The 24826-nt window shown below is 73.2% G+C and carries 28 protein-coding genes; 8 read left to right on the forward strand and 20 right to left on the reverse strand.

The genetic code is table 11. The annotated features are described in order from the left end of the window. Window positions 1-261: 261 nt before the first annotated feature. From ACF1A1_RS06565 to ACF1A1_RS06575, 3 genes are read right to left on the reverse strand one after another with little or no spacing between them, the layout of a single operon-like run. The gene (locus tag ACF1A1_RS06565; protein WP_391646074.1) at window positions 262-1026 is read right to left on the reverse strand and encodes a class I SAM-dependent methyltransferase; all 765 of its coding nucleotides are present in this window, start codon (window positions 1024-1026) and stop codon (window positions 262-264) included. Further along, window positions 1023-1640, reverse strand: a complete 618-nt coding sequence (locus tag ACF1A1_RS06570; protein ID WP_391646076.1) for a DUF2064 domain-containing protein — start codon at window positions 1638-1640, stop codon at window positions 1023-1025. The genes ACF1A1_RS06565 and ACF1A1_RS06570 overlap by 4 nt, the downstream gene beginning before the upstream one ends. Then, a complete protein-coding gene (locus ACF1A1_RS06575) occupies window positions 1637-2341 on the reverse strand; it encodes a glycosyltransferase family 2 protein (protein ID WP_391646078.1) in 705 nt (234 codons plus the stop codon). Before ACF1A1_RS06575 ends, ACF1A1_RS06570 begins: the two co-directional genes overlap by 4 nt. A gap of 115 nt (window positions 2342-2456) precedes the next feature. Here ACF1A1_RS06575 and ACF1A1_RS06580 point away from each other — a divergent pair, with 115 nt between their 5' ends. Further along, the gene (locus ACF1A1_RS06580) at window positions 2457-3185 is read left to right on the forward strand and encodes a response regulator transcription factor (protein WP_391646080.1); all 729 of its coding nucleotides are present in this window, start codon (window positions 2457-2459) and stop codon (window positions 3183-3185) included. A 54-nt stretch (window positions 3186-3239) separates the two neighbouring features. On the opposite strand, the gene ACF1A1_RS06585 is transcribed toward ACF1A1_RS06580, so the two are convergent. The 7 genes from ACF1A1_RS06585 to ACF1A1_RS06615 all read right to left on the reverse strand — a co-directional run bounded on the left by ACF1A1_RS06585 (window position 3240) and on the right by ACF1A1_RS06615 (window position 7455). Then, complete coding sequence (locus ACF1A1_RS06585; RefSeq protein ID WP_391646082.1) at window positions 3240-3719, reverse strand: DUF5994 family protein; 480 nt, start codon at window positions 3717-3719, stop codon at window positions 3240-3242. A gap of 77 nt (window positions 3720-3796) precedes the next feature. Beyond that, window positions 3797-4174: a hypothetical protein gene (locus tag ACF1A1_RS06590; RefSeq protein ID WP_391646083.1), complete on the reverse strand. Its 378-nt coding sequence runs from the start codon at window positions 4172-4174 to the stop codon at window positions 3797-3799. 51 nt (window positions 4175-4225) lie between these two features. After that, window positions 4226-4513, reverse strand: a complete 288-nt coding sequence (locus ACF1A1_RS06595) for an SCO5918 family protein (protein WP_391646085.1) — start codon at window positions 4511-4513, stop codon at window positions 4226-4228. Between the two features lie 54 nt (window positions 4514-4567). After that, entirely contained in the window at window positions 4568-4903 is a 336-nt protein-coding gene (locus ACF1A1_RS06600; protein WP_391646407.1) for a CBS domain-containing protein, read from the reverse strand. Window positions 4904-5051: 148 nt separating this feature from the next. Continuing rightward, complete coding sequence (locus ACF1A1_RS06605; RefSeq protein WP_391646087.1) at window positions 5052-6503, reverse strand: DEAD/DEAH box helicase; 1452 nt, start codon at window positions 6501-6503, stop codon at window positions 5052-5054. Window positions 6504-6694: 191 nt separating this feature from the next. Next, window positions 6695-6898, reverse strand: a complete 204-nt coding sequence (locus ACF1A1_RS06610) for a cold-shock protein (protein WP_007383480.1) — start codon at window positions 6896-6898, stop codon at window positions 6695-6697. A gap of 218 nt (window positions 6899-7116) precedes the next feature. Further along, on the reverse strand, window positions 7117-7455 hold the full coding sequence (locus tag ACF1A1_RS06615; RefSeq protein WP_391646088.1) for a MerR family transcriptional regulator: 339 nt from the start codon (window positions 7453-7455) through the stop codon (window positions 7117-7119). A 323-nt stretch (window positions 7456-7778) separates the two neighbouring features. On the opposite strand from ACF1A1_RS06615, the gene ACF1A1_RS06620 reads away from it, so the two are divergent. Then, the gene (locus ACF1A1_RS06620; RefSeq protein WP_391646090.1) at window positions 7779-8117 is read left to right on the forward strand and encodes a hypothetical protein; all 339 of its coding nucleotides are present in this window, start codon (window positions 7779-7781) and stop codon (window positions 8115-8117) included. Window positions 8118-8218: 101 nt separating this feature from the next. On the opposite strand, the gene ACF1A1_RS06625 is transcribed toward ACF1A1_RS06620, so the two are convergent. From ACF1A1_RS06625 to ACF1A1_RS06640, 4 genes are all read right to left on the reverse strand, one after another. Continuing rightward, window positions 8219-8896: a DUF305 domain-containing protein gene (locus ACF1A1_RS06625; RefSeq protein ID WP_391646092.1), complete on the reverse strand. Its 678-nt coding sequence runs from the start codon at window positions 8894-8896 to the stop codon at window positions 8219-8221. Window positions 8897-8983: 87 nt separating this feature from the next. Then, on the reverse strand, window positions 8984-9385 hold the full coding sequence (locus ACF1A1_RS06630) for a DUF6153 family protein (RefSeq protein WP_391646094.1): 402 nt from the start codon (window positions 9383-9385) through the stop codon (window positions 8984-8986). 114 nt (window positions 9386-9499) lie between these two features. Then, window positions 9500-10081: a DUF4396 domain-containing protein gene (locus tag ACF1A1_RS06635; protein ID WP_391646096.1), complete on the reverse strand. Its 582-nt coding sequence runs from the start codon at window positions 10079-10081 to the stop codon at window positions 9500-9502. 293 nt (window positions 10082-10374) lie between these two features. Then, window positions 10375-10944, reverse strand: a complete 570-nt coding sequence (locus ACF1A1_RS06640; RefSeq protein ID WP_391646098.1) for a CBS domain-containing protein — start codon at window positions 10942-10944, stop codon at window positions 10375-10377. 174 nt (window positions 10945-11118) lie between these two features. Between ACF1A1_RS06640 and ACF1A1_RS06645 the strand changes: the two genes are divergently transcribed. The 3 genes from ACF1A1_RS06645 to ACF1A1_RS06655 all read left to right on the forward strand — a co-directional run bounded on the left by ACF1A1_RS06645 (window position 11119) and on the right by ACF1A1_RS06655 (window position 14932). Next, the gene (locus tag ACF1A1_RS06645; RefSeq protein ID WP_391646100.1) at window positions 11119-11676 is read left to right on the forward strand and encodes a hypothetical protein; all 558 of its coding nucleotides are present in this window, start codon (window positions 11119-11121) and stop codon (window positions 11674-11676) included. 481 nt (window positions 11677-12157) lie between these two features. Continuing rightward, complete coding sequence (locus tag ACF1A1_RS06650) at window positions 12158-13687, forward strand: glycosyl hydrolase family 28 protein (protein ID WP_391646102.1); 1530 nt, start codon at window positions 12158-12160, stop codon at window positions 13685-13687. Window positions 13688-14281: 594 nt separating this feature from the next. Then, entirely contained in the window at window positions 14282-14932 is a 651-nt protein-coding gene (locus tag ACF1A1_RS06655; RefSeq protein WP_391646104.1) for a lytic polysaccharide monooxygenase, read from the forward strand. 118 nt (window positions 14933-15050) lie between these two features. Here ACF1A1_RS06655 and ACF1A1_RS06660 read toward each other — a convergent pair whose 3' ends face one another. The 4 genes from ACF1A1_RS06660 to ACF1A1_RS06675 all read right to left on the reverse strand — a co-directional run bounded on the left by ACF1A1_RS06660 (window position 15051) and on the right by ACF1A1_RS06675 (window position 16962). Further along, window positions 15051-15932, reverse strand: coding sequence for a hypothetical protein (locus ACF1A1_RS06660; protein ID WP_391646106.1), 882 nt, complete (start codon window positions 15930-15932; stop codon window positions 15051-15053). Window positions 15933-16252: 320 nt separating this feature from the next. Further along, window positions 16253-16471 (reverse strand): hypothetical protein, encoded by a 219-nt coding sequence (locus ACF1A1_RS06665; protein ID WP_391646108.1) that lies wholly within the window; start codon window positions 16469-16471, stop codon window positions 16253-16255. Continuing rightward, on the reverse strand, window positions 16468-16764 hold the full coding sequence (locus ACF1A1_RS06670) for a hypothetical protein (protein WP_391646110.1): 297 nt from the start codon (window positions 16762-16764) through the stop codon (window positions 16468-16470). Before ACF1A1_RS06670 ends, ACF1A1_RS06665 begins: the two co-directional genes overlap by 4 nt. Before the next feature lie 30 nt (window positions 16765-16794). Then, on the reverse strand, window positions 16795-16962 hold the full coding sequence (locus ACF1A1_RS06675; RefSeq protein WP_391646112.1) for a hypothetical protein: 168 nt from the start codon (window positions 16960-16962) through the stop codon (window positions 16795-16797). A 613-nt stretch (window positions 16963-17575) separates the two neighbouring features. Here ACF1A1_RS06675 and ACF1A1_RS06680 point away from each other — a divergent pair. After that, the gene (locus ACF1A1_RS06680; protein ID WP_391646114.1) at window positions 17576-19441 is read left to right on the forward strand and encodes a hypothetical protein; all 1866 of its coding nucleotides are present in this window, start codon (window positions 17576-17578) and stop codon (window positions 19439-19441) included. 211 nt (window positions 19442-19652) lie between these two features. Here ACF1A1_RS06680 and ACF1A1_RS06685 read toward each other — a convergent pair whose 3' ends face one another. Together ACF1A1_RS06685 and ACF1A1_RS06690 are read right to left on the reverse strand one after the other, a co-directional pair. Further along, window positions 19653-20630, reverse strand: coding sequence for a thiopeptide-type bacteriocin biosynthesis protein (locus ACF1A1_RS06685; protein ID WP_391646116.1), 978 nt, complete (start codon window positions 20628-20630; stop codon window positions 19653-19655). A 151-nt stretch (window positions 20631-20781) separates the two neighbouring features. Beyond that, window positions 20782-21666 (reverse strand): DUF2637 domain-containing protein, encoded by an 885-nt coding sequence (locus ACF1A1_RS06690; RefSeq protein ID WP_391646118.1) that lies wholly within the window; start codon window positions 21664-21666, stop codon window positions 20782-20784. A 671-nt stretch (window positions 21667-22337) separates the two neighbouring features. Here ACF1A1_RS06690 and ACF1A1_RS06695 point away from each other — a divergent pair. Together ACF1A1_RS06695 and ACF1A1_RS06700 are read left to right on the forward strand one after the other, a co-directional pair. Then, window positions 22338-23993 carry a protein kinase gene (locus ACF1A1_RS06695; RefSeq protein WP_391646120.1) on the forward strand — a complete coding sequence of 552 codons (1656 nt, stop codon included), beginning with the start codon at window positions 22338-22340 and terminating at the stop codon, window positions 23991-23993. Further along, window positions 23990-24661 (forward strand): hypothetical protein, encoded by a 672-nt coding sequence (locus ACF1A1_RS06700; RefSeq protein WP_391646122.1) that lies wholly within the window; start codon window positions 23990-23992, stop codon window positions 24659-24661. Before ACF1A1_RS06695 ends, ACF1A1_RS06700 begins: the two co-directional genes overlap by 4 nt. Window positions 24662-24826: the final 165 nt, after the last annotated feature.

Consider the following 24826-nt stretch of genomic DNA (forward strand, 5'->3'; position numbering starts at 1 on the left):
CTCGTTCGCGCTCGCCGCCTACGCGGGCGTCCGGCTGTTCGCCGACGACTGGTTCGGGGTGGCCCTGTGGTTCGTGGGGGCGGCGCTGCTGCACGACCTGGTGCTGCTGCCCCTGTACGCGGCGGCCGACCGTGCGGTCGTACGAGGGCTGGGCGCGGCCGGGCACCGGGAGTGGACCCCGTACGTGCGCGTGCCGGCGGCCTTCTCCGGCCTGCTCCTGCTCGTGTGGTTCCCGCTGATCAGCGGCCGGGCGGACCGGCGCTACCGGTTGGGCGCGGGGCTGTCGGCGGACGGCTTCCTGGTCCGCTGGCTGCTGATCACGGCCGTACTCTTCGGCGTTTCCGCGCTGCTGCTGGCGCTGCGGCTGCGCAGGGCCACGAAGCGGCGGCCGCCCGCCGTCCACTGATCGGCGGCCCGCCAGCCCGCCCGGGCCGCGTGCCCGAGCAGGGCCGGCGTGCCGAGCCGCGCCCACGGGAAGGGGCGGCCGGCGGCGCGGGTGCCGGTGGCGTCGACCAGCTGCACCTGGGCGCGTTCGTCCACGTCCACCGGCGCGGTCTCGGCCACCAGCAGGCCGCCGGGAGCGAGCAGCGCGGCCGCGCGGTCCAGCAGGGCGCGGGGCTCGCCGCCGATGCCGACGTTGCCGTCCATGAGCAGGACGGTGCCCCAGCGCCCCGTCCCCGGCAGCGGGTCGAACACGGAGCGCCGCAGCGCCTGCCCGCCGAGCCGTACCGTGTGGGCGACGGCGGCCTCGCTGACGTCGATGCCGAGGACGGTACGGCCCCGGGCGGCGAGTTCCGCCACCAGCCGGCCGGGCCCGCAGCCCACGTCCAGCACGGCCCCCTCGCACCGGTCCAGCACCGCCCGGTCGACCGCGTCGGCGCGCCCGCACCAGCGTTCCACCTCCAGCGGCAGCAGCCGGCCGTCGCCGCGGCGCAGGAACAGCGGGCCACGGCCGGCCCGCAGGGCGGCGGCGTAGGGATCGGAGACGGCCCACGGAGACGGGGCCGGCGGGACCGTCGTGCTCATCGGCTCGCCGCCGCCGTGAACCGGGCCAGCCGCGCGGCGAACCGGCCGTGCGGGGCCAGCGCGGCGACGGCCCGGGCGTCGGCGGCGGTGTCGACGTCGCGCAGGCGCGGCAGGTCCCGCACCCGCAGCCCGGCCCGCACGAGCCGCTCCCGCTGCACGGCCCCCGTCACCGCGGTCGACATGGGCACCCCCCGCAGCAGACCCGGATCGGGCTCGGCCAGCCCGAGGGCCCAGAAGCCGCCGTCCTCGGCCGGCCCGAAGTACCCGTCGCAGTCGGCGAAGTCCACGGTGAGCAGCTCCGGCGTCACCTGCGGGGTGTCCATCCCGATCAGCAGGGCGGGCCCGTCGCACCGGGCGAAGGCGTCCGCGAGCCGCTCGTCGAGCCCGCCGGCGCACTGCGGTACGACGTCGAAGCCGGACGGGAGCCACGGGCCCGGCCGCCCGTCGAGCACCAGCACCCGCCGGCGGGCCGGCGTCGCGGCCACGGCCCGCAGCGTGTCGGCCAGGGCGGCCTCGGCGAGGGCCGCCGCCTCCCGCGGTGTGAACGGCGGGGTGAGCCGCGTCTTGACCCGGCCGGGCAGCGGCTCCTTGGCGATGACGAGGAGTGTGGTCACCGGGCGGTCCCTCCCTCGTGCACGGGGGCTTCGTTCAGCACGCGGCTCATGTCCCGCACCGCCCGCCAGGTGCCGCGCCAGGTGCCCGTCACCTTCGAGGCGCCGGTACGCGGCAGATACGGGACGTCGTGCTCGGTGATCCGCCAGCCCGCGTCGGCGGCACGCACCACCATCTCCAGCGGGTAGCCGCTGCGCCGGTCGGTGAGGCCGAGGGCGAGCAGCGGCTCGCGGCGGGCGGCGCGCAGCGGGCCGAGGTCGTGCAGCCGCAGACCGGTCCGGCGGCGCAGCAGCCGGGCGAGCGCGAGGTTCCCGGCCCGGGCGTGCGCGGGCCAGGCGCCCCGGCCGTGCGGCCGTCTGCGCCCGAGCACCAGATCGGCGGCACCGGCCCGGACCTCCCGCACGAAGGGCACGAGCAGCCCCGGGTCGAGGGAGGCGTCGCAGTCGCAGAAGCACACGACGTCGGCGGTGGCGGCGGTCAGCCCGGTGTGGCAGGCGGCGCCGAAGCCCCGGCGCGGCTCGTGGACGACGGTCGCGCCCAGCGCGCGGGCCACGTCGGCCGAACCGTCGGTGGAGCCGTTGTCCACGACCAGGGCGCGCCAGCCGGCCGGGATCCGGGCCAGCACCCAGGGGAGGGCCTCGGCCTCGTTCAGGCAGGGGAGCACGACGTCGACGTCCTGCGGTGTGGTGGTCACGGCTCTCACCCTACGAACGCCAATAGGACATACCGGGCTTCGGCTCCTTACGAAACGCGGACGTCCGGGCGCGCGGAACCCCGGGCGGCGGCACGGACCGGGGGCGCGGTGCGAGGCTGGACGCATGCAGCAGCCGTACGAGTCACCGGCCCCGCGCACGGCCTCCGCCCGGGTCCTGGTCGTCGACGACGACCCCACGGTCGCGGAGGTCGTCGCCGGATACCTGGACCGGGCCGGTTACGTCGTCGACCGTGCCGACGACGGCCCCACGGCCCTCGCCCGGGCCGCCGCGCACCGGCCCGACCTGGTGGTGCTGGACCTGATGCTGCCCGGCATGGACGGCCTGGAGGTGTGCCGCCGGCTGCGCGGCCAGGGCCCCGTGCCGGTCATCATGCTCACCGCCCGAGGCGACGAGGACGACCGCATCCTCGGTCTGGAGGTGGGCGCCGACGACTACGTCACCAAGCCGTTCAGCCCGCGCGAACTCGTCCTGCGCGTGGAGTCGGTGCTGCGCCGCACCCGGCCCGCCGCGGCCGCGCACCCGCTGGGCGCGGCCGGCCTGACCGTCGACCCCACCGCCCGCCGCGCCACCAAGAACGGCACCGAACTCGCCCTCACCCTGCGCGAGTTCGACCTCCTCGCCTTCTTCCTGCGGCACCCGGGACGGGCGTACGGCCGCGAGGACCTGATGCGGGAGGTGTGGGGCTGGGACTTCGGCGACCTGTCGACCGTCACCGTCCACGTCCGCCGGCTGCGCGGAAAGGTCGAGGACGACCCGGCACGACCCCGCCTGATCCAGACCGTGTGGGGCGTGGGCTACCGCTTCGACCCCACCGCGCGGGAGACCGGCTGACCGTGCGCGACTCTCCTGGGGGGTCTGCGCGGGGAGGGCGTCTTCGCCGCCGTGTCACCAGATGCCGGGACCTCCGTCCCGCCGCCGGTCGGCCTCGTCGTCGAAGCCGGACTCGGCGAGGGCCAGCATATGCGGGGCGTTCAGCGCGTTGCGCGGATCGGCGGCGACGGTCAGCAGCCAGGTGGCCGCCGCGACGGACTCGCCGGGCGGGATGACCAGCAGCTGCCGGCGCCCCACGGTGCCGCAGTCCAGGGTGATGGCGTGCGCCTCGACATCGACGTCCGTCAGGGCCACTTCGATCGCGTGGCCGGGGGCCAGGACCGTTCGCGGGGCGTCCGGCCAGGCGGCGGTGTCCACGGTGACCCGGGTGACGGTGCCCAGACCCGGGTCGAGCGAGCCGACCAGCGCCGGCAGCTCCAGTTCCAGCGCGTCGCAGCGGGGCCACCAGGCGCCGTCCAGCGGGCCGTGGCCGGCGCCCGGGGAGAGCGTCAGCCGGGGCAGGGGCATCCGGTAGGTGCGCGCGGTCACGTCCATGGTGCGATCCCGTCCCGTCCCGGACGGCACCCGGCCGTCCGCGGTGAAGCCGGACTACGTCCGGCCGCCGATTCGGCTCACTGGTCCGAGTAGCCGATGTCCCCGACCGTCCAGGCACTCACGTCCCGCAACGCGACGCGGTACATGCCACCGGTGTCGGGGATGCCGAAGCTGCCCTGGAGGATCCGGGCGACATGGAAGTGCAGGTGCGTGGGCCGGTTCCCGTCCTCCGGTGCGGCGCCGCTGTCGTCGGCCGCGGTGAACGCTGCGGCGAAGTGCCCCAGGTCCGCGGAGTCGCGCAGCACTTCGGCCACGCGCTCCTTCCACATGGCTTCCGGGGCCAGCCGGCCGGTGATGACGGCTCCGGGGACCACCACGGTCAGGGACATCCGACTGCTGTGCTCCGACTCCACCAGCGCGGCGATGTCCACGAGCAGATCGTCAGGGTGCGACATGCCTGAGGAGCCTAGTCGAGTGGGCCGACGGCGCGGGGCACGAAACAGGGGTTACCTGATCCACGGGGCCGCTCCGGAGGGGACCTCCGGGGCCGGCGTGACCGCGGGGGCGTCGTGGCAGGTGAAGCCGAGCCGGGTCAGCGCCCTGCGCATCTCGTGCGCGGTGAAGTCGCGCCGGTCCTGCTTGGTGATCACTTCCCCGACCTGCTTGACGGGGTACTTGCGGCGGCCGATGGTCACCGACACTCCGGTGACGGGCTCGGGCGTGATGCCCTCCATCGACTGCTCGACCTCGCTCTTGATCAGGTCGAAGGGGAAACGTGCGATGACACAGCGCATGATGCCTCAACAGGGTGTGGGAGGAACGCCGGAGGGGCGACCGCGCGCGAGCGGTCAGGGGGTGAGCGCGAGGACGCCCAGGGCGTAGCCCTGCGCGTCGACCACGGGGGACACGTCCAGTGTCCGGACCCGCATGGCGGCCTCGGCGTCGCCGAGGCCCGCCGCGGAGGAGGTGAACGGGCCGCGGTCGAGGGGGATGTCCCGCAGCCGCGTCCGGTCGCTGTACCACGAGCCGCCGCGGTGGGCGGCGAGCTGGGCCCGGGTGACCAGGCCGCAGCAGCGGCCGTCGTCGTCCCGCACGAGCAGGTGCGGGACCCGGGCGCCGATGAGGACCGACAGGGCCACGTCCACCGTCATGCGGTCGTCGACCTGCGGTCCGGGAACGTCCATGGCGTCACGGGCGGTCAGGCCGGTGCCGTAGGCCTGGTCGGCCCAGTGGGGCAGGGTCGGAACGGGCGTCAAGGGCTTCTCCTCCGCGTGCACGGCGTCTCTCGGCAAGGCGTCTCTCGGCAAGGCTGCTCGCTTCGTCGGGGCCGGCCTAGCGGGCGGCGTTCGGGGAGGAACGACGGCCCCGGCCGGCCCGTCCGCTCCGACCGCGGCCGGCGGCCCCGGCGCGCTTGGGGCGTTCGGCGACCGGGGCGGCGAGTACGACGGGCACTCCCGACGGGGTCCGGGCGCCGGTGATGCGGATCAGCTCGGCCTCGCCCGGGCGGACCCGGGCGGTGCGGGCGGTGATGCCGGCGTCGGCCATCAGACGGTCCACGGCGCGCCGCTGGTGCGGCAGGACGAGGGTGACGACGGTGCCGGACTCGCCGGCCCGGGCGGTACGTCCGCCGCGGTGCAGGTAGTCCTTGTGGTCGCCGGGCGGGTCGACGTTCACCACGAGGTCGAGGTTGTCGACGTGGATGCCGCGGGCCGCGACGTTGGTGGCCACCAGGACGGTGATGTGGCCGTCCTTGAACTGGGCGAGCGTGCGCGTGCGCTGCGGCTGGGACTTGCCTCCGTGCAGGGCCGAGGCGCGCACACCGACGGACAGCAGGTGCTTGGCCAGCCGGTCCGCGGCGTGCTTGGTGTCCAGGAACATGATCACTCGTCCGTCGCGGGCGGCGATCTCCGTGGCGGTGGCGTGCTTGTCGGCGTCGTGCACGTGCAGCAGGTGGTGCTCCATGGTGGTGACGGCGCCCACGGGCGGGTCGACCGAGTGCACCACGGGGTCGTGCAGGTAGCGACGGACCAGGAGGTCGACGTTGCGGTCGAGCGTGGCCGAGAACAGCAGCCGCTGGCCGCCCGGGTCCACCTGGTCGAGCAGGGCGGTGACCTGCGGCATGAAGCCCATGTCGGCCATCTGGTCGGCTTCGTCCAGGACGGTGACGGCGACCCGGTCCAGACGGCAGTCGCCCCGGTCGATGAGGTCCTTGAGACGGCCGGGTGTCGCCACGACGACCTCGGCGCCGCCGCGCAGGACGCTGGCCTGCCGGCCGATCGACATGCCGCCCACCACCGTGGCGAGCCGCAGACGCAGCGCCCGGGCGTAGGGGGTGAGCGCGTCGGTGACCTGCTGGGCCAGTTCCCGGGTGGGGACGAGGACGAGGGCGAGGGGCTGCCGGGGTTCGGCGCGCTGTCCGTCCATCCGGGCCAGCAGGGGCAGGCCGAAGGCGAGCGTCTTGCCCGAACCGGTGCGCCCGCGGCCCAGGACGTCCCGGCCCGCCAGCGCGTTCGGCAGCGTCGCCGCCTGGATCGGGAAGGGCACGGTCACGCCTTCGGACCGGAGCGCGGTCAGCAGCGGCGCGGGCATGTCGAGCTCGGCGAACGCCTCGACCGCCGGCAGCGCCTCGGTGAGGGTGGCCGGCAGGGCGAACTCCCCGCGGCGCGCGGGGGGCCGGGATCCCTGGCCGTTCGTGCGCCGGGTGGCCGGGCGGGCGCCCTGCCGACGGGTGTCCTGCGTGCGGAAGCGGTTGTTGCCCCGAGCGGTGCTACGTGCGGGGTTCATGGGGAACCTTCCTCGATGCGGCACGTATCGAGGAATTCCTTCCGGCGGTGCAGAGCCGCACGAGGATTCGCAAGAATGAGCCGAAGAAACGCGAAAAAAAAGGCCAGTCCTGGCCGTGTTACGGGAAAACAATGTGGCTGGGGCCCGCACCCCGAGAGTGCGGGCCCCAGCCACATTGGTTCGCGTCAGCGTCAGGCGGGAACGATGTTCTCGGCCTGCGGGCCCTTCTGGCCCTGCGTGACGTCGAAGGTCACCTTCTGGCCCTCCTGAAGCTCGCGGAAGCCGGAGGTGGCGATGTTCGAGTAGTGGGCGAACACGTCAGCGCCGCCGCCGTCCTGCTCGATGAAGCCGAAGCCCTTTTCCGCGTTGAACCACTTCACGGTGCCAGATGCCATATTGAATCTCCCTTGGGGGCAGTGCCGGTATCCGCACTTTACGGATACCGAGTCGCCGCGATGATCACCCCTCCGGAAAGACCCGGAAAGCGCCGCAAAGAAACAAGTCTCTGGTAACCAAAACTGCAACTGGTATCACGCTAACACACGTCAGCCGAAAACCCCACGCGTTTCCCGGCCCCCATCCCGTGGCCGCGGGAATTTCTGTGGTGGCGGCACTAGATATCCGTACCGCGCCCGCCCAGCTTCTCGCGCATTTCCTCGTTCAGGCGGAGGGCCTCGTCGAGCTGGTCCTCGAGGATGATGATGCGGCACGCGGCCTCGATGGGGGTGCCCTGGCCGACGAGCTCCCGGGCGCGGCCGGCGATCCGCAGCTGGTAGCGGGAGTAACGCCGGTGGCCGCCTTCCGAGCGCAGGGGTGTGATCAGCTTGGCCTCGCCGAGGGCCCGCAGGAAAGCGGGGGTGGTGCCGAGGATGTCGGCGGCTCGCCCCATGGTGTAGGCGGGGTAGTCGTCGTTGTCGAGGTTGCCGACGGCAGGGGGGTTCTCAGCGGGCATGGCACCTTCGTTTCGGGGACGCGGCGAGGGACCCGGGCGTGCTCGGCACCCGTGCTCCGAAGACTCAGCACCATCTGCCTGGTGCCACAACCCTAACTCCGCCGGGCGCGGATATGTGCTGCTGCCGTGACAGATTGCCGCCATCGCGCGGAACAGTCCCGCGTGCGAACACCGACCCGTCGCGTTCCCGCTCCCGTCGTCGCCCCGGCCCCGGGAGTAGCGTGGACGTGACCGAGGGCACGTCGTACACCGGTGACCGGGCCGGTCTCGTCCTCGGGCGCTGGGCAACGCGGGCCGTCCGGGTCCGGGGTAGGTTCCGCCGCATGGCATCCGACACCGCACCCCGTTCTGATATGTCCGGCACGCCCGAAAAGTCCGGGAAGGGTCCCGGGAAGCGGGTCCGGGTGGAGGTCCGCATCGTCTCCGAGCACCCGGAAGCCGCCCGCCGCGTGGCCGACGCCCTCCGGCACCTCTTCGCCGGCGGCGAGCAACGCAGTTATCCCGCGTACCCGTCGGGCACGGGGACCAGGCTCCACCTCACACTCGACTGCTCGGACGACTCCGCCGCCCTCGACTCCTGGCTCGACAGCAGCAGGCCTCCCGCCGACCGGACCCACCCGGACGAGATCGCCCGAGGGGGCGGCGCCGCGTCCGCCGGGTGACCGCCCGTCGGGCGCGCCGGGCCGAGGCCGGGCTGCCGAGGGGCGGGAGGGGGAGACCGGTGGCCGGCACGGCGGCACGGGCCTCGCCCCTCCCGGGGGCGTCAGTTCTTGCCGAGAAGCTTGTTCATCTCGGTGATCTCGGCGGTCTGCGCGGTGACGATGTCGTCGGCCATCGCCGTGGCGGGCCCGTACTCACCCTTGCTCTTCTGGGTGGTGGCCATCTCGACGGCACCTTCGTGGTGCTCGATCATCATGGTCAGGAACATGGTGTCGAAGGCCTTACCGGAGGCCTTCTCCAGCTTCTCCATGTCCTCGCCGTCCATCATCCCGGGCATGCCGGAGTGCGCCGAGTGGTCCATGCCCGGCATCGACGACTCCGTGGCGCCACCGGACGCCGGCACGTCCTCGCCCCACGCCTTCAGCCAGCCGCTCATCGTCCTGATCTCCGGGTCCTGGGCCTTCTCGATCCGGGAGGCGAGGTCCACGACCTGGGGGGACGAGGCCCGGTCGGCGGCGAGCCGCGCCATCTCCAGGGCCTGCTGGTGGTGCGGGATCATGCCCTGCGCGAAGGCGACGTCCTGGGCGTTGTGCGCGCCGGCGGTGGCGTCGGCGCTCGCGGACGACGAGGCGCTGTGGCCCGCGTGCCCGCTGCCGGCGGCGCTGCCGCCGTCGTCGTTTCCACAGGCGGCGAGGACGAGTGCGGCGGTGACGGCCGAGGCCGCAAGGGCGGCACGGCGCGTCAGGGCGGGGCGGCGCGTCAGGGTACGGGTGGTGGTCATGCGTGAACTCCTGCTCGGTGAAAGGGATGTCGACAGGCCGGTGCGCCACGTCACGGAGGTCGTGCGACGCGGTGCGGTGAGCGGTGTCTAGATCCGCAGGAGTTGGAGTTCCGCCAGGGACGGTGGCGCGCGGGCGCCGTCCGGGGCGACGGCCGCGTACGGGCACACCGCGTCGGCGTGTACGGGTACGGCGACCGCGTCGGGAACGAGCGCGGGCAGCACCGGCCCGCCGCTCACCCCGGCCGACACACAGGTCGGATCGGCGTGGTGGACGGGGTTCCCGCCGCAGTCCCCGTGTCCGGAGCAGCCGTCGTGGGCGGCGGCCGCCGTGGCGGTGGCCGTCACGGGCTCCGCGTGCGAGTGCTCCGGCATGGCACCGCCGGGCGCCAGACCGTGCATGCCCAGCAGCCCTGCCAGCAGCCCCAGCACGAGCAGCGCCCGCCACCGCCGCGCGGGCGGTCGGGCGGTGCGCTGCTCGGAACGGTTCACGGGCCTCATCCTAGGTGGGGGCTGTGACGCGGGCGCGACGGTGGTGTCCACATGGAGTACGTCCGTGTCGGTGCCCGGGTTCACCGCCCTGCGGAACGACCGAGCGGGGCGGTGTCAGTGGTAGGCGTGCACGACCGCGTGGCCCTTGCCCCGGCCGATCATCCACTTGTTGACCGGGGTGGTGATCAGGAAGGCGACGGCGAACCCGCCCAGCAGGGCCGACCAGAACAGTCCGTCCGACAGGTGGGCGTCCATCGCGCCCGGCGTGAGGGCGATGATGGCGTTGTCGACGAACTCCATCACGGCGATCGAGAGGGTGTCGGCGGCCAGCGCCACCTTGATCGCGGCCTTGAGGGACAGCCCGGCCCGGACCACCGCGAACAGGGTGAACGAGTAGCCGAAGAGGAACGCCAGCGCGATCGCCAGGGCCATGGTGGGCACGTTGCCCCAGAGCAGCGCGGTGCCGATGACCATGCCGAGGATCTCGCCGATGGCGCAGCCGGTCAGGCAGTGCAGGGTCGCCTTCACCGCCGTGCCCCAGGACGCCCCCGCGTGAGCACCGTGGGCCACGGTGTGCCCGGCGGGACCGTGACCGTCGTGCCCGGCCTGACCGTGCCCCTGGTGGGCGACGTGCCCCTGACCGTCGTGGGCGGTGTGGCCGTGCGTGGTGTCGGTGTGATGAGCGCTGTGGTCCATGACCTTCATCCCCAATCCCATCCAGTGTGGCCTCGGTCGGGGCCTCACGCACGCCAGTCTATACCCCTAGGGGGTATACGTCAGCCCCGAAAATCGTCGGCACGCCCGCTTCACGAGTACCGCGCGGGCCTGGAGCCCTCACCGGCCCCACCGACGTCGGCCGCTCCGCCGCGTCTCCGAAGATCCTCACCACGAGGCCGTCGGCCACCACGGTCGCCACCGGTCGCCACCGCGGTCACCGCCACGGCTGTCCGCCGTGCCCGACGGTCGTCCGCGGCGCGTACCGGTGGTGATCAGGGCGCGACCGGTGGCTCCGCGGCGCCGAGCAGTTCGTGCAGGAGATGCGAGGCGGTGATCACGCCGAGGAGCTGGGTGGGCCCGTGACCGTCCCGGTCCCCGTGACCGTCCCGGTCCCCGTGACCGTGCCCGCGTCCGTGCGCGTGTCCGCGCCCCCGCCCGCCGCCCGGCCCCGCCTTCGCCTTCCGCGCCACCGCCACCAAGGGGCTGCGCACCCGGGCCATGAGCGCGGCCACCTCCAGCGCGGTGTCGTCGGGGTCGGCGATCGGCGGCGGATCCACCTTGCTGGGCAGGCAGTCCCCGACCCGGCGGCCCGCCAGCGCCTGGCAGAGCCGGTCCGCGTGCTTTTCGTCCACCACGGAGGCGAGCGTCGGATCCTCGATCACATAGGCGGGCACCAGCACCTTGATCATCTGGGAGGCGGGCAGGATGGCCCTCGGCTCCCCCCGCTCGTCGAGGACCAGCAGGCCCGGCAGCCTGTGCTCGGCCATCAGCCGGGCCGCCTCCATGGCGTCGCTGTCGACGCTCACCGTCTCGTATTCGACCGCCAGGTCACGAGCGCGCACGGTCGGCTCCTCATCCGCGGAAACGTACCTGTGCCCAGGGTCGTACACCGGTCGGGCGCAAGCCAGAACCCGGACGCGAAACATACGCGGCGCCTCCGAGGGGCGCACACTGGAAGCGGGCTGTCGATGCTCACGAGGGGGTGTCGGCCGATGGCTGCGCCACAGTGTCGAAGGGTGCGTCTGTGGAGGTGGCGGCGGAATCCGCTCAGGCGCCGCAGCGACCTCGTCGAGGCGTGGATCGTCCTCGCCGCCTGGGTGTGCGCCCTGCTGGGCGGCCTGGTCGCGGGCTTCGCGACGGCGGACGCCGTCGAGGCGGAGGCCGCACGCCAGCGGGTGCAGAACCGCCAGGTCTCGGCCGTGCTGGTCGAGGACGCGAAGGACCGGGTCGCCGCGCGGGCGACGACCGACCACCGCGTCTGGGCGACGGTGCGCTGGACCGCGCCGGACGGCCGGACGTACACCGACGAGGTCAGGGTGGCGCCCAAGGCGCCGTCCGGGAGCACGGTCCCCGTGTGGACGGACGGCAAGGGCCGCGTCACGGCCGAGCCGCTGACCGAGGTCGAGAGCCGGCTGCACGCCGTCTCGGGCGGTGTGCTGGCGGCGGCGGCCGCCGGCGGGACGGTCCTGGGCCTCGTCTGGGTGGTGCGGCTGGGACTGGAGCGACGCCGTCTGGCCCAGTGGGCCGCGGAGTGGGAGCGGATCGACAGCCGAAGAGGGTGGCAGACGAACTGAGCGGGCCGCCGTGCGCGCTCGCCCGGCCCTGACACCCACGACCTCCGCCCGGCCCTGACACCCAGACCTCCGCCCGGCCCTGACACCCACCGAACCTCACGGGTGCCCACCGAACCTCACGCGTCCAGCGAACCTCACGCGCCACTGAACCCACCAGCCCACTGACCCCCAAGCGCGCACCGCCCCCGTGAGACCCCCGTTGCGCCCCGACGGGATACCCGGCGGACGTACCCCGGTATTTTCGAAAATCAGCCGATTCCTTGACGCGCGTTTCCGCGTGGCCACAAGATCAGGCCGCCCCCTACGCCACACCCGTACGACCCTGCGCCACATCTGTACCCACGGTGGGTGCTCCACCGCACGCCTCCCCGGCCGTCGGCCCCGTACGTCCCGGCGGCCGGCCGGTAGGGCGGCGACCGCGGTGCCGGACTCCACCCCCGGCGACAGATGGCCGCGCCGCCACGTCCGTCAAGGAGTCCCCATGAGCTCGTCCATGTCCCGGCGAACCACCCTCCAGGCAGCCGGCGCCGTCGCTGTCGCCGGCCTCGCCGGCAGTGTCGTGGGCGCCACGCAGGCCGCTGCCGCCCCGCAGCAGAAGACCTCCGCCGCCGCCGACATCGTTGTCAGCCACCCGACCCTTCCGCAGGTGCCCCTCAACAACGCCTTCACCGTGAAGGTCCGCCCGGCAGGGGGCAGCTGGCAGAGACTCGACGTCTACCTGGCCAAGCTGTCGCAGATCGACCCCGTCAGCGGCAGCAACAGGTTCCAGAACTCCTCCGTGGCCATGTTCGACTTCTCCGGCACCGTCGAGGTCGAGGTCACCTACAACCCCGGCGGCGTCGACAAGTTCCGGGTCCGCCCGGACTCGTACGGCATCACCCCGGAGGTACTGGGCAGCACCGCGCGCTTCACCCTGGACCGGCCCCGCAACGTCGTCGTCCAGGCGGACGACAAGATCTTCGACTGCCTGCACCTGCTCGCGAACCCGATCGAGCAGAACCCGCCCGCCGAGGGCGACAAGAACGTCATGTACTTCGGGCCCGGCTTCCACACGCCCGCCGACGGCGAGCTGAAGGTGCCCAGCAACACCACCGTCTACCTGGCTCCGGGTGCGGTCCTCAACGCCTTCGTGGACATCCAGGGGGTGGAGAACTCCCGGGTGACCGGCCGTGGAGTGATCTACAACTCCAAGTGGGGCGCGATGCTGATCCGCAAGTGCGAGAACGTCACGATCGACGGCATCACGATCCTCAACCCGCGGTACGAGAACATCCGGGTCGCCGAGTGCCAGAACATCAGCATCAAGAACGTGCGCGCCTTCAGCCACCAGGGCTGGGGTGACGGCATCCAGCTCTACTGCTCCGAGAACGTCACGATCGACGGCTGCTTCCTGCGCACCTCCGACGACAGCATCGCCCTCTACACCCACCGCTGGGACTTCTACGGCGACACCCGCAACATCACGGTCAAGAACTGCTCCCTCTGGGCCGACGTCGCCCACCCGATCAACATCGGCGTGCACGGCAACTCCGACAACCCCGAGATGCTGGAGAACCTGACCTACGAGAACATCGACATCCTCGACCACCGTGAGCCGCAGGTGACCTACCAGGGCGCCATCGCCTTCATGGTCGGCGACAGCAACCTCGTCCGGGACGTCACGTTCGACGACATCCGCGTGGAGGACTTCCGCTGGGGCCAGCTCATCCACATGCGGGTCGAGTACAACCCGAAGTACAACACCTCGGCCGGCCGCGGCATCGAGAACGTCTACGTCAAGGACCTCACCTACAACGGCAAGAACGCCGACCTCTCGATGATCGTCGGCCTCGACGCCGAGCACCTCGTCAAGGACGTCACCTTCGAGAACCTCCGCGTCAACGGACGGGTGATCGCCGACAGCGTCGGCAAGCCGCGGTGGTACCTGGCCTCGGACGGCGTGCCCATGTTCGTCAACGAGCACGTGCAGAACCTCCGCTTCCTCACCACCGAGGAGGCCGCGGCCCTGTAGCCGCGGACCTGGCCGGCCCCGGCGCCTCCCCGGCGTCTCCCCGACGTCACTGACAGACGCCGGGGCCGGCCGCCGCCCGTACCGACGGGACCGCCCCGGGGGCTGTACCGGACCGCCCGGGGGCTGTACCGACCGGACCGCCCGGGGGCTGTCCGGGCCGTACCGTCCCAAGGGACTGTCAGGACTTCGCTCCCACTGTTGTACGGCCTTCGCGCGCCGCTGACGCCGTGTGCTCCCAGGCCGCCGGTTCCTCGACGCCCACAGCCGGATCTCACCGGCGCCGTCTCGCCGCCCCCCCGGAACGGTCGCCGCGTACCGCGAATTGCGCGCCAAGCCCGCGACGGCGGCGTCCGGTACCACCCCTCGGCCTTCGGCGGCCCGGAACCGGATCGAATGCGCCACGGACGGCGCGAAAGTGGCGCGATCCGACGTTGCGACCATGTTTGGCGAGGCGCAGCCTGTCCAGTGTGGGAGCGCTCCCAGGGCGACCCCGCACCCCCCACAGCGGCAGCTCCCGCACCCCGCCACCCTCCACATCCCCCACATGGAAAGAGGGAGACCGTGTTACGCCGTACATCTTGTCATGATCACGACATGCGTCGAGCCCGGTTCCGTCCGGCCCTCCTGCTGAGCGTGCTCGCCGCACTGCTCCTCAGCCTGATCCCCGGCGGCACCGCCGCCGCCCACGGTTCGGTCGTCGACCCGGCGTCCCGCAACTACGGTTGCTGGCTGCGCTGGGGCAGCGACTTCCAGAACCCGGCCATGGCCCAGCAGGACCCCATGTGCTGGCAGGCATGGCAGGACAACCCCAACGCCATGTGGAACTGGAACGGCCTGTACCGCAACGGCTCCGCGGGCAACTTCCAGGCGGTCGTCCCCGACGGCCAGCTGTGCAGCGGCGGCCGCACCGAGGGCGGCCGCTACAACTCCCTGGACACCGTGGGCGCCTGGAAGACCACGGACGTCTCGAGCAACTTCACCGTGCGGCTCTACGACCAGGCCAGCCACGGCGCGGACTACTTCCTCGTCTACGTCACCCGCCAGGGCGTCGACCCCACGACCCAGCCGCTGCGCTGGAGCGACCTGCAACTGGTCGCCCGCACCGGCAAGTACGCGCCCAGCCAGAACTACTCCATCGACGTGAACACGTCGGGCCTGAGCGGCCGGCACGTCGTCTACACGATCTGGCAGGCGTCGCACATGGACCAGACGTACTTCCTGTGCAGCGACGTGAACTTCCGCTGAACCGCCGCTCCACCCACCGTTCCTGCCCGACGCCGCGCGTCCGGCAGGAACGGCCTCGTCGAGGGGCCGGGATCACTGGCACCGGCCGCGAGGCGCGGCGCATCAGCCCGTGGCTCGCTCAGCCGAGGCAGATCACGAGCAGGCAGACCTTCTCCGGCGACGTCGCCGACGGCTCGGGGCTCGGCTGCGACGCCTCCGGGTCCGCGGCGTCGTCGACAGCCGGCGGCGCCGCCGACTGCGGCACCGCCGCACCGGTATCGCCCACGGCGCCGGTACCGGCGGCGTCGGAAACGGCGGCGTCGGAGCCGGAGACCGGAGTGGTCCGCGGCTGCGGCGCCGCCGGCACCGCAGCCGGAGGGACGGCCGCGGCGTCCGGCCGGGCGGCCGGCGGCGTGGTGGGCTCGCGGCGCGCGTCCTCGGCCACGGTCGACCGAGCGGGTCGGGTGGGAGAGGGCGAGGGAGTGGTGGGCGCGTCCGCCACCGGCAGGTCGTGCTGCTCCAGCGGCTTCTCCGCGACGCCCATGCCCGCCGTGTCCGGTGTCGTGGTCGCCAGGGCCCGGTCGGTGGAATGCCGGTCGAACGGGTTCGAGGCAACGGTCAGGCCGCCTCCGACGAAGGCGACGGCCGTCGCGACCAGGGCACGGCGCTGCGTCTTCTTCCAACGTGCCAGCTGCCGACGCCGTGCCGCCCGCCCCGGCGGCGCGGTCGCCACGGCCACCGGGTCACCGGACGGGTCGGCCTGTGGGGCCTCGTCCCGTCCATCCGTGCGGGCCCCCACCGCCGTCGTGTCACCGGCAGGCTCCTCGTGCCAGGCCGCCCGGCCCGTCGGTTCCCACGCCCCCGCGCCGCTCGTCACCGTGCCCGTGGGCGCGGTGGCGACCCGCGCGACAACGGTGCGACCGTCGACGACGCTCGGTGCGATGTCGGGTGCGTAGGCACCGCACCCGGGGCACACGAGGGCGCCGTTCAGATGCCGACGACACGTGGAGCAGTAGTCCATCTGCGGCCTTCCTGAGTTGACCTGCCGACGACCTTCGAGGCCGTGGTGTGGCCGCGTTCGTACGGGGAAGGGAGTGGGCAGCAACGCTAACGACACCTGCGACGGGCTATGTGCAGTCTGTGTGACACTCCTGCACGGATTCGCCGAACGCCCTGTGAGCCCGTCCCGCGCCGCGCCCCCGACCGAGTGGGCTCACCGCGATCGACGAAGCCGGCGCCGCGATGCCGTCCCCGCCGTCCACCCGTCGCCCGTCGCCCGACGCCCGACGCCTGACGCCCGCTGAAGCGTCGGCGTTCGTCCCGGTGACCGGAAGGCGCTGCTCACCTCGGCGTGCGTCGCGCGCGGTGCGCTCGCCGGCGTCGGCGCAGCCAGTCCCCGACTTCGCCCAAGCCGACCAGGAACGCGCCGGAGACGACGCAACCGGGAAGGGAGACATCCTGGTCGGCCGCCCGGCCCAGGACCCACAGGACCAGGGCGAGCAGCAGCCACCAGGCCGTGAGGGATCCGGCATGCCGCCACACGCGGGTGCGGCCGGTCATCGTGCGACGCTCCTGGTCCGCTGGGTGGCGACCGCCGCCCACAGGCATCCCGCGACGGCCAGGAGCCCGGCGACGGCGGTGGCGGCCAAAGTGATCGCCTCGGGAGCGCCGGCCAGGCGGGGGATCGCGTTCAGTGCTACGGCCGTGTAGAGGGCGAGGAGGGTGACGCCCCGGGGTCGCATCGGGGCCGGCCGGTCCCGCAGCCGTCGCGGCACGTGCCCGGTGAGCAGGGCGACGCCGACCGGCAGCAGGGTGAGCGAGAAGAGGGCGAGGCCGATCCACTGCCAGATCATGGGTGCACTCCTGTCGTGGTGGGCGGAGGGTCAGGCGCGGCGGGTCACGGCGAGCACGACCAACCCGGTGGTGAGCGCCGCGAGGCCCATGGCCAGAAACGGCAGGCCGGGTCCGGGCAGGACGTACATCGCGGCCCCGGCCAGGGACAGCGGTGTCCCCACGGCCGTCAGGACGAACCCGATACGTCGTTGGGGCATGGTGCTCCTCACTCGGGCCGGACCGTTGCCCGGCGGGTCGATGAACGGCGTCTGCCGTGGTGGACCGGGTGGGCGAAGAGCGCCCACGTGGTGGACCGGGTGGGCGACGAGCGCCCGTCCGGCAGAGCCCGGCCCCCGTGGCCGTCCCGGCACGAGGCCGGCCGAGCAGATGGCGGGCGGCCGGCACCGCTGTGCCGGCGGCTGTGGGGGCACCGCTGTGCCGGCGCCGCTGTGGGGATGCCGCGCCGGCAGAAGTCGGGGAGACCGTCTGGGGTGGGCGTGCGGACTCGTACCGGCGCCGGTACGGGGAACGCGGGGCAGCGGCAAGACAGCGGGTCCTCCGGGCACGTCGACACATGGGCACAGAGCCCCTGCAAGCGCCGACCAGGCTTCCCGGCACACCTCGCGCCGCTCCCGGCGCGTTCCTCGCACCCTATCCGCGACGACCCGGCCCGGCCCAGACCGCTTCCGCCAGAGCTTCTCCCCGAGCGGACCGGGGACGGCCGAGCGGACGCCCGGTCATGGCCTGAGCGGACGCCCGGGCACGGTCTGGGCGGACGCCCGGTCACGGCCGCCTCGCGAGGGGCGCGGGACCGTGCCGCATACTCCTCGCGTGTCCGAGATACCCGTCCCCGCGCCCTCCGGCTCCGGTCCCGCGGGTGCGCCCGCCTGGCTGTCCGTCGATGCCGACGCGTGGGCGCACGCCCGCCCCGCGCCCTGGACGTGGCCGCTCTGGTCCGTCCTGGCGCTCGTGGCCACCGTGGCCTGGGCGATCGCGGTGGAACCGGTGCCGGTGTGCAGTGACGCGGCACCGTGCGGCCCGGACTGGGTCGGCATGGTGCAGAACGGCCTCGCGGCCGGGCTGCTGTACTGGCTCGCCCGACTGCCGGAGCTGACGGTGCTCGCCGCACCCGCCCTCGCGGCCGTCGTGGCGTGGGTCGAGCTGCCGGGCGCCGAACCGGCGTCCCGGATCGCGAACATCGCGGTGATCGCGGCCCTGGCGTTCGGCTGGGCCGCGGCCCGCGCGAGGCTCGGCTCCCGGACGAGGCAGCGGCGACTCGCCGAGCGGGCGGCCGGCGTACGGCACCCGCTGCCGGGACTCGTCGGGCCACTGTGGCGCGGGACGGTCCCCCTCGCTGCCGGCCTGCTGCTGTGTGCCGTGGCCGCGGGGGCGGTCGCCCTGGGGCTGAGCGGCATCCGCGCGGACGAGCGGCACGCGGCCGGCGCCGTACGCACCCCGGCGCAGGTGATCGGACGGGGCGAGGAGTCGCTGCGGATCCGCACCGACGACGCACGGCGCCTCACCGTCGACGCGGCCTTTCCGGAGGACTACGGCATCGGCGGCGCGGTGACCGTGCTGGAGGACGGTTCGTGGCGGCGCCTCGCGGCCGAGCCGTACGACGCCTTCGGCCGGCAACTGCTGACCCTGGCCGTCGGACTGCCCGGCCTGTCCCTGCTCACCGTGGGCGTCCTCGCCCGCCGCCGCGTCGCCCTGCTGCGCCGCGCACCGGTGCCCACCCTGCGCGTGCTGCACCGCACCGACCACGACGGCCGCACCTGGGTCTACGCGGCCGACGACCCGTCGGGCCGTACCCCCCTCTTCGCCTGCCTCTGCCTCCCGGTCGCACTGGACGGCGACGTGCCGAGGGAGACCGAGCGCCCGGCGCACTTCGACGAGCGACTCCCCGCCGGCGACACACGGTTGCGCGACGCCGTCATGTTCGGTGCCCCGCACGACGGTGGCGAACTGGTCCTTCTCACGACTCCCACCACCTCCGGCAACGCGCACCCCGTCGTGTTCCGCACCACCAGCCCGGTCCGGCCGCCTCGAACCGGCGGGGGAGCACTGTGGGACCGCACGGACCCGAACCCCGCCTCCGACCCCGAGCACCCGCGCTCCCCCGGCCGGGCGGACCGCGTCGCCGCGACCCTGACGCCCACGGCACGTCCCCTGCGCTGGGGGCCGGGGCCGGTCTCCCGAGCGGGGGGACTGGCCCTGGCCGCGGGTTCCCTGGCGGGCATCGGATACTTCGCCCACTCCCTCGCGACGGAGGGGTTCGGCTGGGACGTCCTTCCGCTGGTGGGGATCTTCTGGTGGACCGGTCAGGCGGCCGCGCTGCTCAACTGGCGTGTCACCGCGGACAGCACAGGTCTGTGGCTGACCGGAGCCTTCACGGTGCGGCACGTCCCCTGGGACCGGTTGCGGGCCGCCCGGTACACCAGGGAGGGCAACGTCGAGATGCGCCTGTCCGACGGCGGTACCTGGCAGCTGCCGGGCCTGGGCGTGCCGAGGATCGAACGGCGGCTGAACCGGCGGCCGTCCTACGTCCGTATGGTCGAGGAAGTCGCCGCTCTGCACGCCCACGCGGAACTGCGCCCCACCGAGCCGAGCCGGACACGCGACCACGGCCTTCCGCTGGGCCCCGCCCTGGTCCTCCTCGCCGTCCTCGCCGCCACCGCCTTGATCACCATGCTCTGAGCGGGCAGGCGAACTCGGCCGGGCGGGGCCGGAAGGCCCGCAGCCACCGGAGGTCGTGACGCGCGGTCCTCGGGCCTCGATCGTGGCGGGCGTCGGTCCTCGGGCCTCGATCGTGGCGGGCGTCGGTCCTCGGGCCTCGATCGTGGCGGGCGTCGGGCGTCGGGCCTTGGGCCTCGGCGTCGGGCCTCGATCGCTCGCGGCCTTCGCGTGGTCAGGCCCCGAGGAACGTCTCGCGTGCCGCTCGCGCCCAGATGCCCTGCTGGCGCGGGGTGAAGCCCATGCGGTTCCACTGGTAGAGGATGTGCCGGGCCAGGATGCCGCGGGTGCCGACGCCGAGCAGTCCCGCGTTCGCGGCGAGCGCGAGGGCCTGGCCGCCGTGCCGCATTCCGGCCGCCCAGTCCGCGTACGGCGCGAGGTGGTCGGTGTTCGTGCGGGCGGGACCGGCGTCCGTCGTCAGAAGGTCGTGGAGCCTGCTGGTCATGGCGGTGACACGGTCCACCGGAACGTCGTCGGGCAGGGGCCGTTGCGCCTCGACGCGCGCCCACACGTCGCCCTGGTCGCTCCACTCCTGGCCGGCGGCGCGGAGGAAGTCGCTGATGACGAGCAGCGAGGTCGTCCTGGCGTCCAGTACCCCGTTGTCGGCGGTACTCGTCCGGTGCAGGTAGTCGAGGGCGCCGACACTGTCGATGTGGAACAGGTCGTGGGCGATCCTGATGCCCTCCGGGCCGCCGAACTCCGTGGTCTTCGGTTCGTACAGCGTCGACCACCAGCGCTTGACCACACCCCACGACACCGCACTGTTCAGCGCACGCACGAGGTGCTCCGACAGTTCCTGGGCCGTGGTCTCGTGACCGGGAGCGACTCGCAGGCGCCAGCAGGGGTACTTGCGGCCGAACCACCAGGACCCGACCGCCCCGGTGTCGGTCGCCTGCCGAAGGGGCGGCAGCAGGTAGGTGAGGAAGGTGAGTTCGGCGGTCGGGTAGTCGGCGAACTCGATGTTCACCTGGTGCCACCCCGACGGTTCCGGACGGGTCGTGAGGGCCGCGCGTCCCGCCGAGCGGTACCGCTCGGCGGCCTCGGCGAGATGCTCGGGCGAGAAGCGCGCCCAGTCGGCGGCCTCCGCGAGCGGGGTACCGGTGAGGACGGCCAGGACGGCCTGCTCGGTCGTGCTGCTGTCATGCAGGTCCATCCGAGTCCCTTCCGACGGGGCGGTCAGATGACGAGGAGGCGGGCGTCCCGGCCGAGACGGGCGCCGCGCCCGATCCGCTGTTCCGGCGGGCGGCGATCACGGCCCCGGCACGCTCATCTCCCGGAGGGCCGGACGCCACCGCCCCCGCACGTCATGGCGCTGGGGCGTTGGTGTTCCGGCCCCGGGTGGCCGCTTCGGGACGGAGCTGGTCGTGAGCCCGGCACGCGCCCTGCGGGTGAGCGGCCCCGGTCGTCACCGCGCCGGTGAGGTCTCCGTCGGAGGTGTCCTGCACGGGCGAGGGCCTCAGCCGGTGCCGGGGCATCGACCGTCGGGGCGCGCGGGTCAGGGTGATCTGACGGACGGCCTGCTGGAAGCAGGCCAGCGAAGCGAGTCCGGGCAAGGCGGCCGCAGTGGTGTCGAGGAAGGTCTTCGGCGCCTGGACGACACACAGGAAGATCGCGATGGCGGAGAAGAGGAGGACCATGCACCACGAGTGCACGGCGCGGCGCTGCTGCAGTGCGGCCCGGAGGATGGAGAGCGACGCGACCAGCCAGGGCCCGTACACCAGCAGGGGCCACCAGGCGACGATGCCGCCGTGCACGCGGGCCGCGGCCACGACGCGCAGGGGATCGCAGGCGACCATTCCGCTGAAGAAACTCACCACGGAGGCGATGACCGCCGTCAGCGCGGCGATGAGATAGCTGGTGGTCTGGATCGCGCTCGGCCGCTTGCGGTCAGGCACCTTACGGTGACCACGGGACATGCCCTGCAACGGGGGGAGTTCCGCCGTGATCTCCTGGAGGTTCCCCAGGGGCGTGCCGGGGGCGGGGGCGGTGACCGATTCCTCGTCCCGGGCCGTGGGGGTTCTCGGGGCCTGCCGCTCCTCCATCGCTTCCTGCAGCATCCAGGCCAGTTCTTCCGCCGGGTCCCAGGCCGCGTCCGGTGCCATCAGAGGTGCCGAGAAGACCTGGGTCGGGGCTCGGTGCCGGCCCATGCCGGTGTCGTTGCGCATCCCCAGGTTGTCGGCGGAGCGCACGCGGTGATGATCGATTCCTTCGTCGTACATGACGCAGCCTGGTTATTCCGCTCTCGGGAAAGGGCATCGACCTTCGGACGTGATCCATCGTTGCGCGAGATCGGCTTCCAGCGCGCTCATGACGTCCAGGAATTCCCGCAGCAGGGACTCGGCCATCATGGGGGCAACGGGAAGATCGCCCATTGTCGGACTTTCGCACCCGGCGACCGACGAGCGCAGGGGGGCGGGGTCGTAGGTGTAGGGACCCGGCGTCACCCGACTGGCGGCCCCACACTCTCGCTCGGGATCCACGAGGAGGCGATAGAGCCCTTCCCTGGTTGCCTTATTCATATCCCGACTAACGTCGCCCCACTTAGACAGATGCGCGGCAAACGGGTGAAGGGATGCCTGGATAATTATTTAATCTAGGGGCCATTCAGGCTCCATATATCCCTGTACGAAAAACGGTATGAAGCTCCTGGTGTGGATCCTGGTGCACGAGTGGCGAGGAAATGCCGTCCCAATGCCGTCCCGCGGCCCCGCTCGCCGTCCGACCGGTGAGGTGGCCTGCGCCGGGATCCGGACCCGTGGGGGCCGCACCGCAACCGCGGTGGCCGAAAACATGTCTACCAGCACATGGCCCGAACGTCGGAGCGGGGAGGCTCCGGCGCGACGTCGGCCTTGGGGGCGGAATGAACAGCTGGTCAGTGCCCGGATACACCGAGACAGTCGAGCTCGGGTCGGGGGCGAGCGGGCGGGTCGTGCTGGCCGTGCACGACGAGACCGGCGTTCCGGTCGCGGTGAAGTACCTCAGCGAGTCACTGCGCACCCGGCCGGGCTTCGTGCACGACTTCAGGGCGGAGGCGCGGCTGCTCGGCGGACTCCGGAGCCCGTACGTCGTCGTGTTGTACGAGTACGTCGAGAGCCCGGACGGTGCCGCCATCGTGATGGAACTGGTCGACGGGGTCTCGCTGCGGACCCTGCTGACCGGTCGGGGCCCGCTCGATGCCGAGGCCGCGCTCGTGGTCCTCAAGGGATCGCTGCTCGGCCTCGCCGACGCGCACCGTCTCGGCGTCGTCCACCGCGACTACAAGCCGGAGAACGTCCTGGTGGCACCGGACGGATCGTCCAAACTCGTCGACTTCGGCATCGCAGTGGACGCCGGGACCAGCGGCGGCGCGGCGGGAACCCCCGCCTACATGGCCCCGGAACAGTGGACCGGCGCGCCCGCCTCACCCGCCGCCGACGTGTACGCGGCCACCGCCACGTTCTTCGAGTGCCTGACGCGTCACAAGCCGTACCGGGGCGAGAATCTCGCCGAACTCGCGCTGCAACACGTCGACGCGCCCGTCCCGGCGGAGGAAGTCCCCGAGGCGGTGCGGCAGTTGGTGCGGCGGGGTCTGGCCAAGGACCCGGAGGAACGGCCCGCGCACGCCGAGGCGTTCGTCACCGAACTCGAGACGATCGCCCGCGCCGCCTACGGGCCCGACTGGGAGGAACGCGGCCGCGGCCGGCTCGCCGCGCTGGTGGCACTGCTGCCGCTGCTGCTGCCCTCGGCCCGCAGCGCCCCGCGGACGTCCACCGACACCGCACGCACCGTCCTGGGTCGGGAACCGGGCCACGGCCGGGCGCGCTCGTGGCGGCCCGGTCGGCCGGGGCTGCTCGTGTCCGCCGCGGCCGTGGTGCTGGCCGTCGTCCTGTCCTACGGCAGCCAGCGCACCCCGGGAGCGGCGCCGCAGCAGGCGGCGCAGGCCCTGGCCACGACCAGCGCCCAGCCCGCCGCGGAATCGGGAGCCCCCACCGCTCCCACCGCGTCGGCCGGCTCGTCCCCGTCCCCGACGCCCACCGTGATCCCCACGACCGTGGCGCCCACCAGCGCGTCCCCCTCGGACCCGGGGACCACCGGTACCGGCGAACCCGTGGCGCCCGTCCCCACGGTCGCGGACCCCCGGACGACGACGCCCGGCGGGACGACCGGCGAGGCATCGCCGCCGCCCTCTTCCCCCGCCCCGCCGACCGCTCCCGCCGTCAAGGACGTCGCGGTGTCGGACTTCCGGCAGACGGGGGCGACGACCGCCACGGCGGTCATCGAGGTCACCACGGACGGCACCGGGCCGGTCTCCCTCACGGTCTCGTGGTTCACGGGCACCACCGAAGGGCGGCTCGGCAGCCCCGACGGCGTCTCCCAGACCTTCGAACGCAGCGGCTCCACCCGGTACGCGCTCACGCTCGACCACACCTTCCAGAACGCCGGGTGCTACTGGGCGGTGCGGGTCACGACCACTCCGGACGCCGCCGACGGCGGTGCGTCGCAGCAACTCCTGACCAGGCAGTGTGAGCTCCGATGACCGCGCGGAACGACCGCATCCCCGGGCCCGCGGAGGACGGCGAGCCCACTCGGGTGCTCGGATCCGCCGACACCGAGTACAGCGCGACCGTGCTCGCCAGCCACTGGATCCAGCGACCCGAGCCGGACGACACCAGCACCCTCGTCACGCCGACCCGGCCGGACCGCGTCGAGGGCACCGTGCTGCGGTTCGGCCCGGGGGTCACCGCCGCCGGCGCACAGCTCACCCGCGCTTCCCGGACGCTGCCCGCCGTGCCGCCGACCCCGCGCCCCCCACGCCGGCATCCGCGCCGACACGCTCTGCCCGCGCTGGTGCTGATCTCCGTCATCGCGTTCCTCGCCTGGCAGCGCCTCGGACCGCCCGTCGCGGTGCACGAGGTCGCGGTGACGGCCCGGCCGACGGCCCTGGGCTGCGACGACACCGCGGACCTGGTCGGCCTCGTCACCACGAACGGCCGGCCGGGCACGCTCTCCTACCGGTGGATCCGCAGCGACGGCACCGCCTCGGGCGTCCTGCGCGAAAAACTCGTCCAGGGCCAGCGGCAGGCACGTCTGCACCTGCTGTGGACCTTCCAGGGCAAGGGTCACCACACCGCACGGGCCGAACTCCGCATCCTCTCCCCCACCCCCCACACGACCGCCACCCACCTCACGTACGACTGCCGATGAGCCCGACGATCGTCCGCCGCACGGACACCGACCGGTGAGCGCACGAAGGGGTCCCGGATCGAGCGGGTGCGCCTGCTGACCTACTTCTCCCCGGCGGTGTCCCGGGCCGCGTCCTGCTGGTGCGAGACGCCCACGGCGCGTCCCTCGGTCACACCCGTCCGGCGC

This window comes from Streptomyces sp. NPDC014995, assembly GCF_043080745.1.
GTDB lineage: Bacteria > Actinomycetota > Actinomycetes > Streptomycetales > Streptomycetaceae > Streptomyces.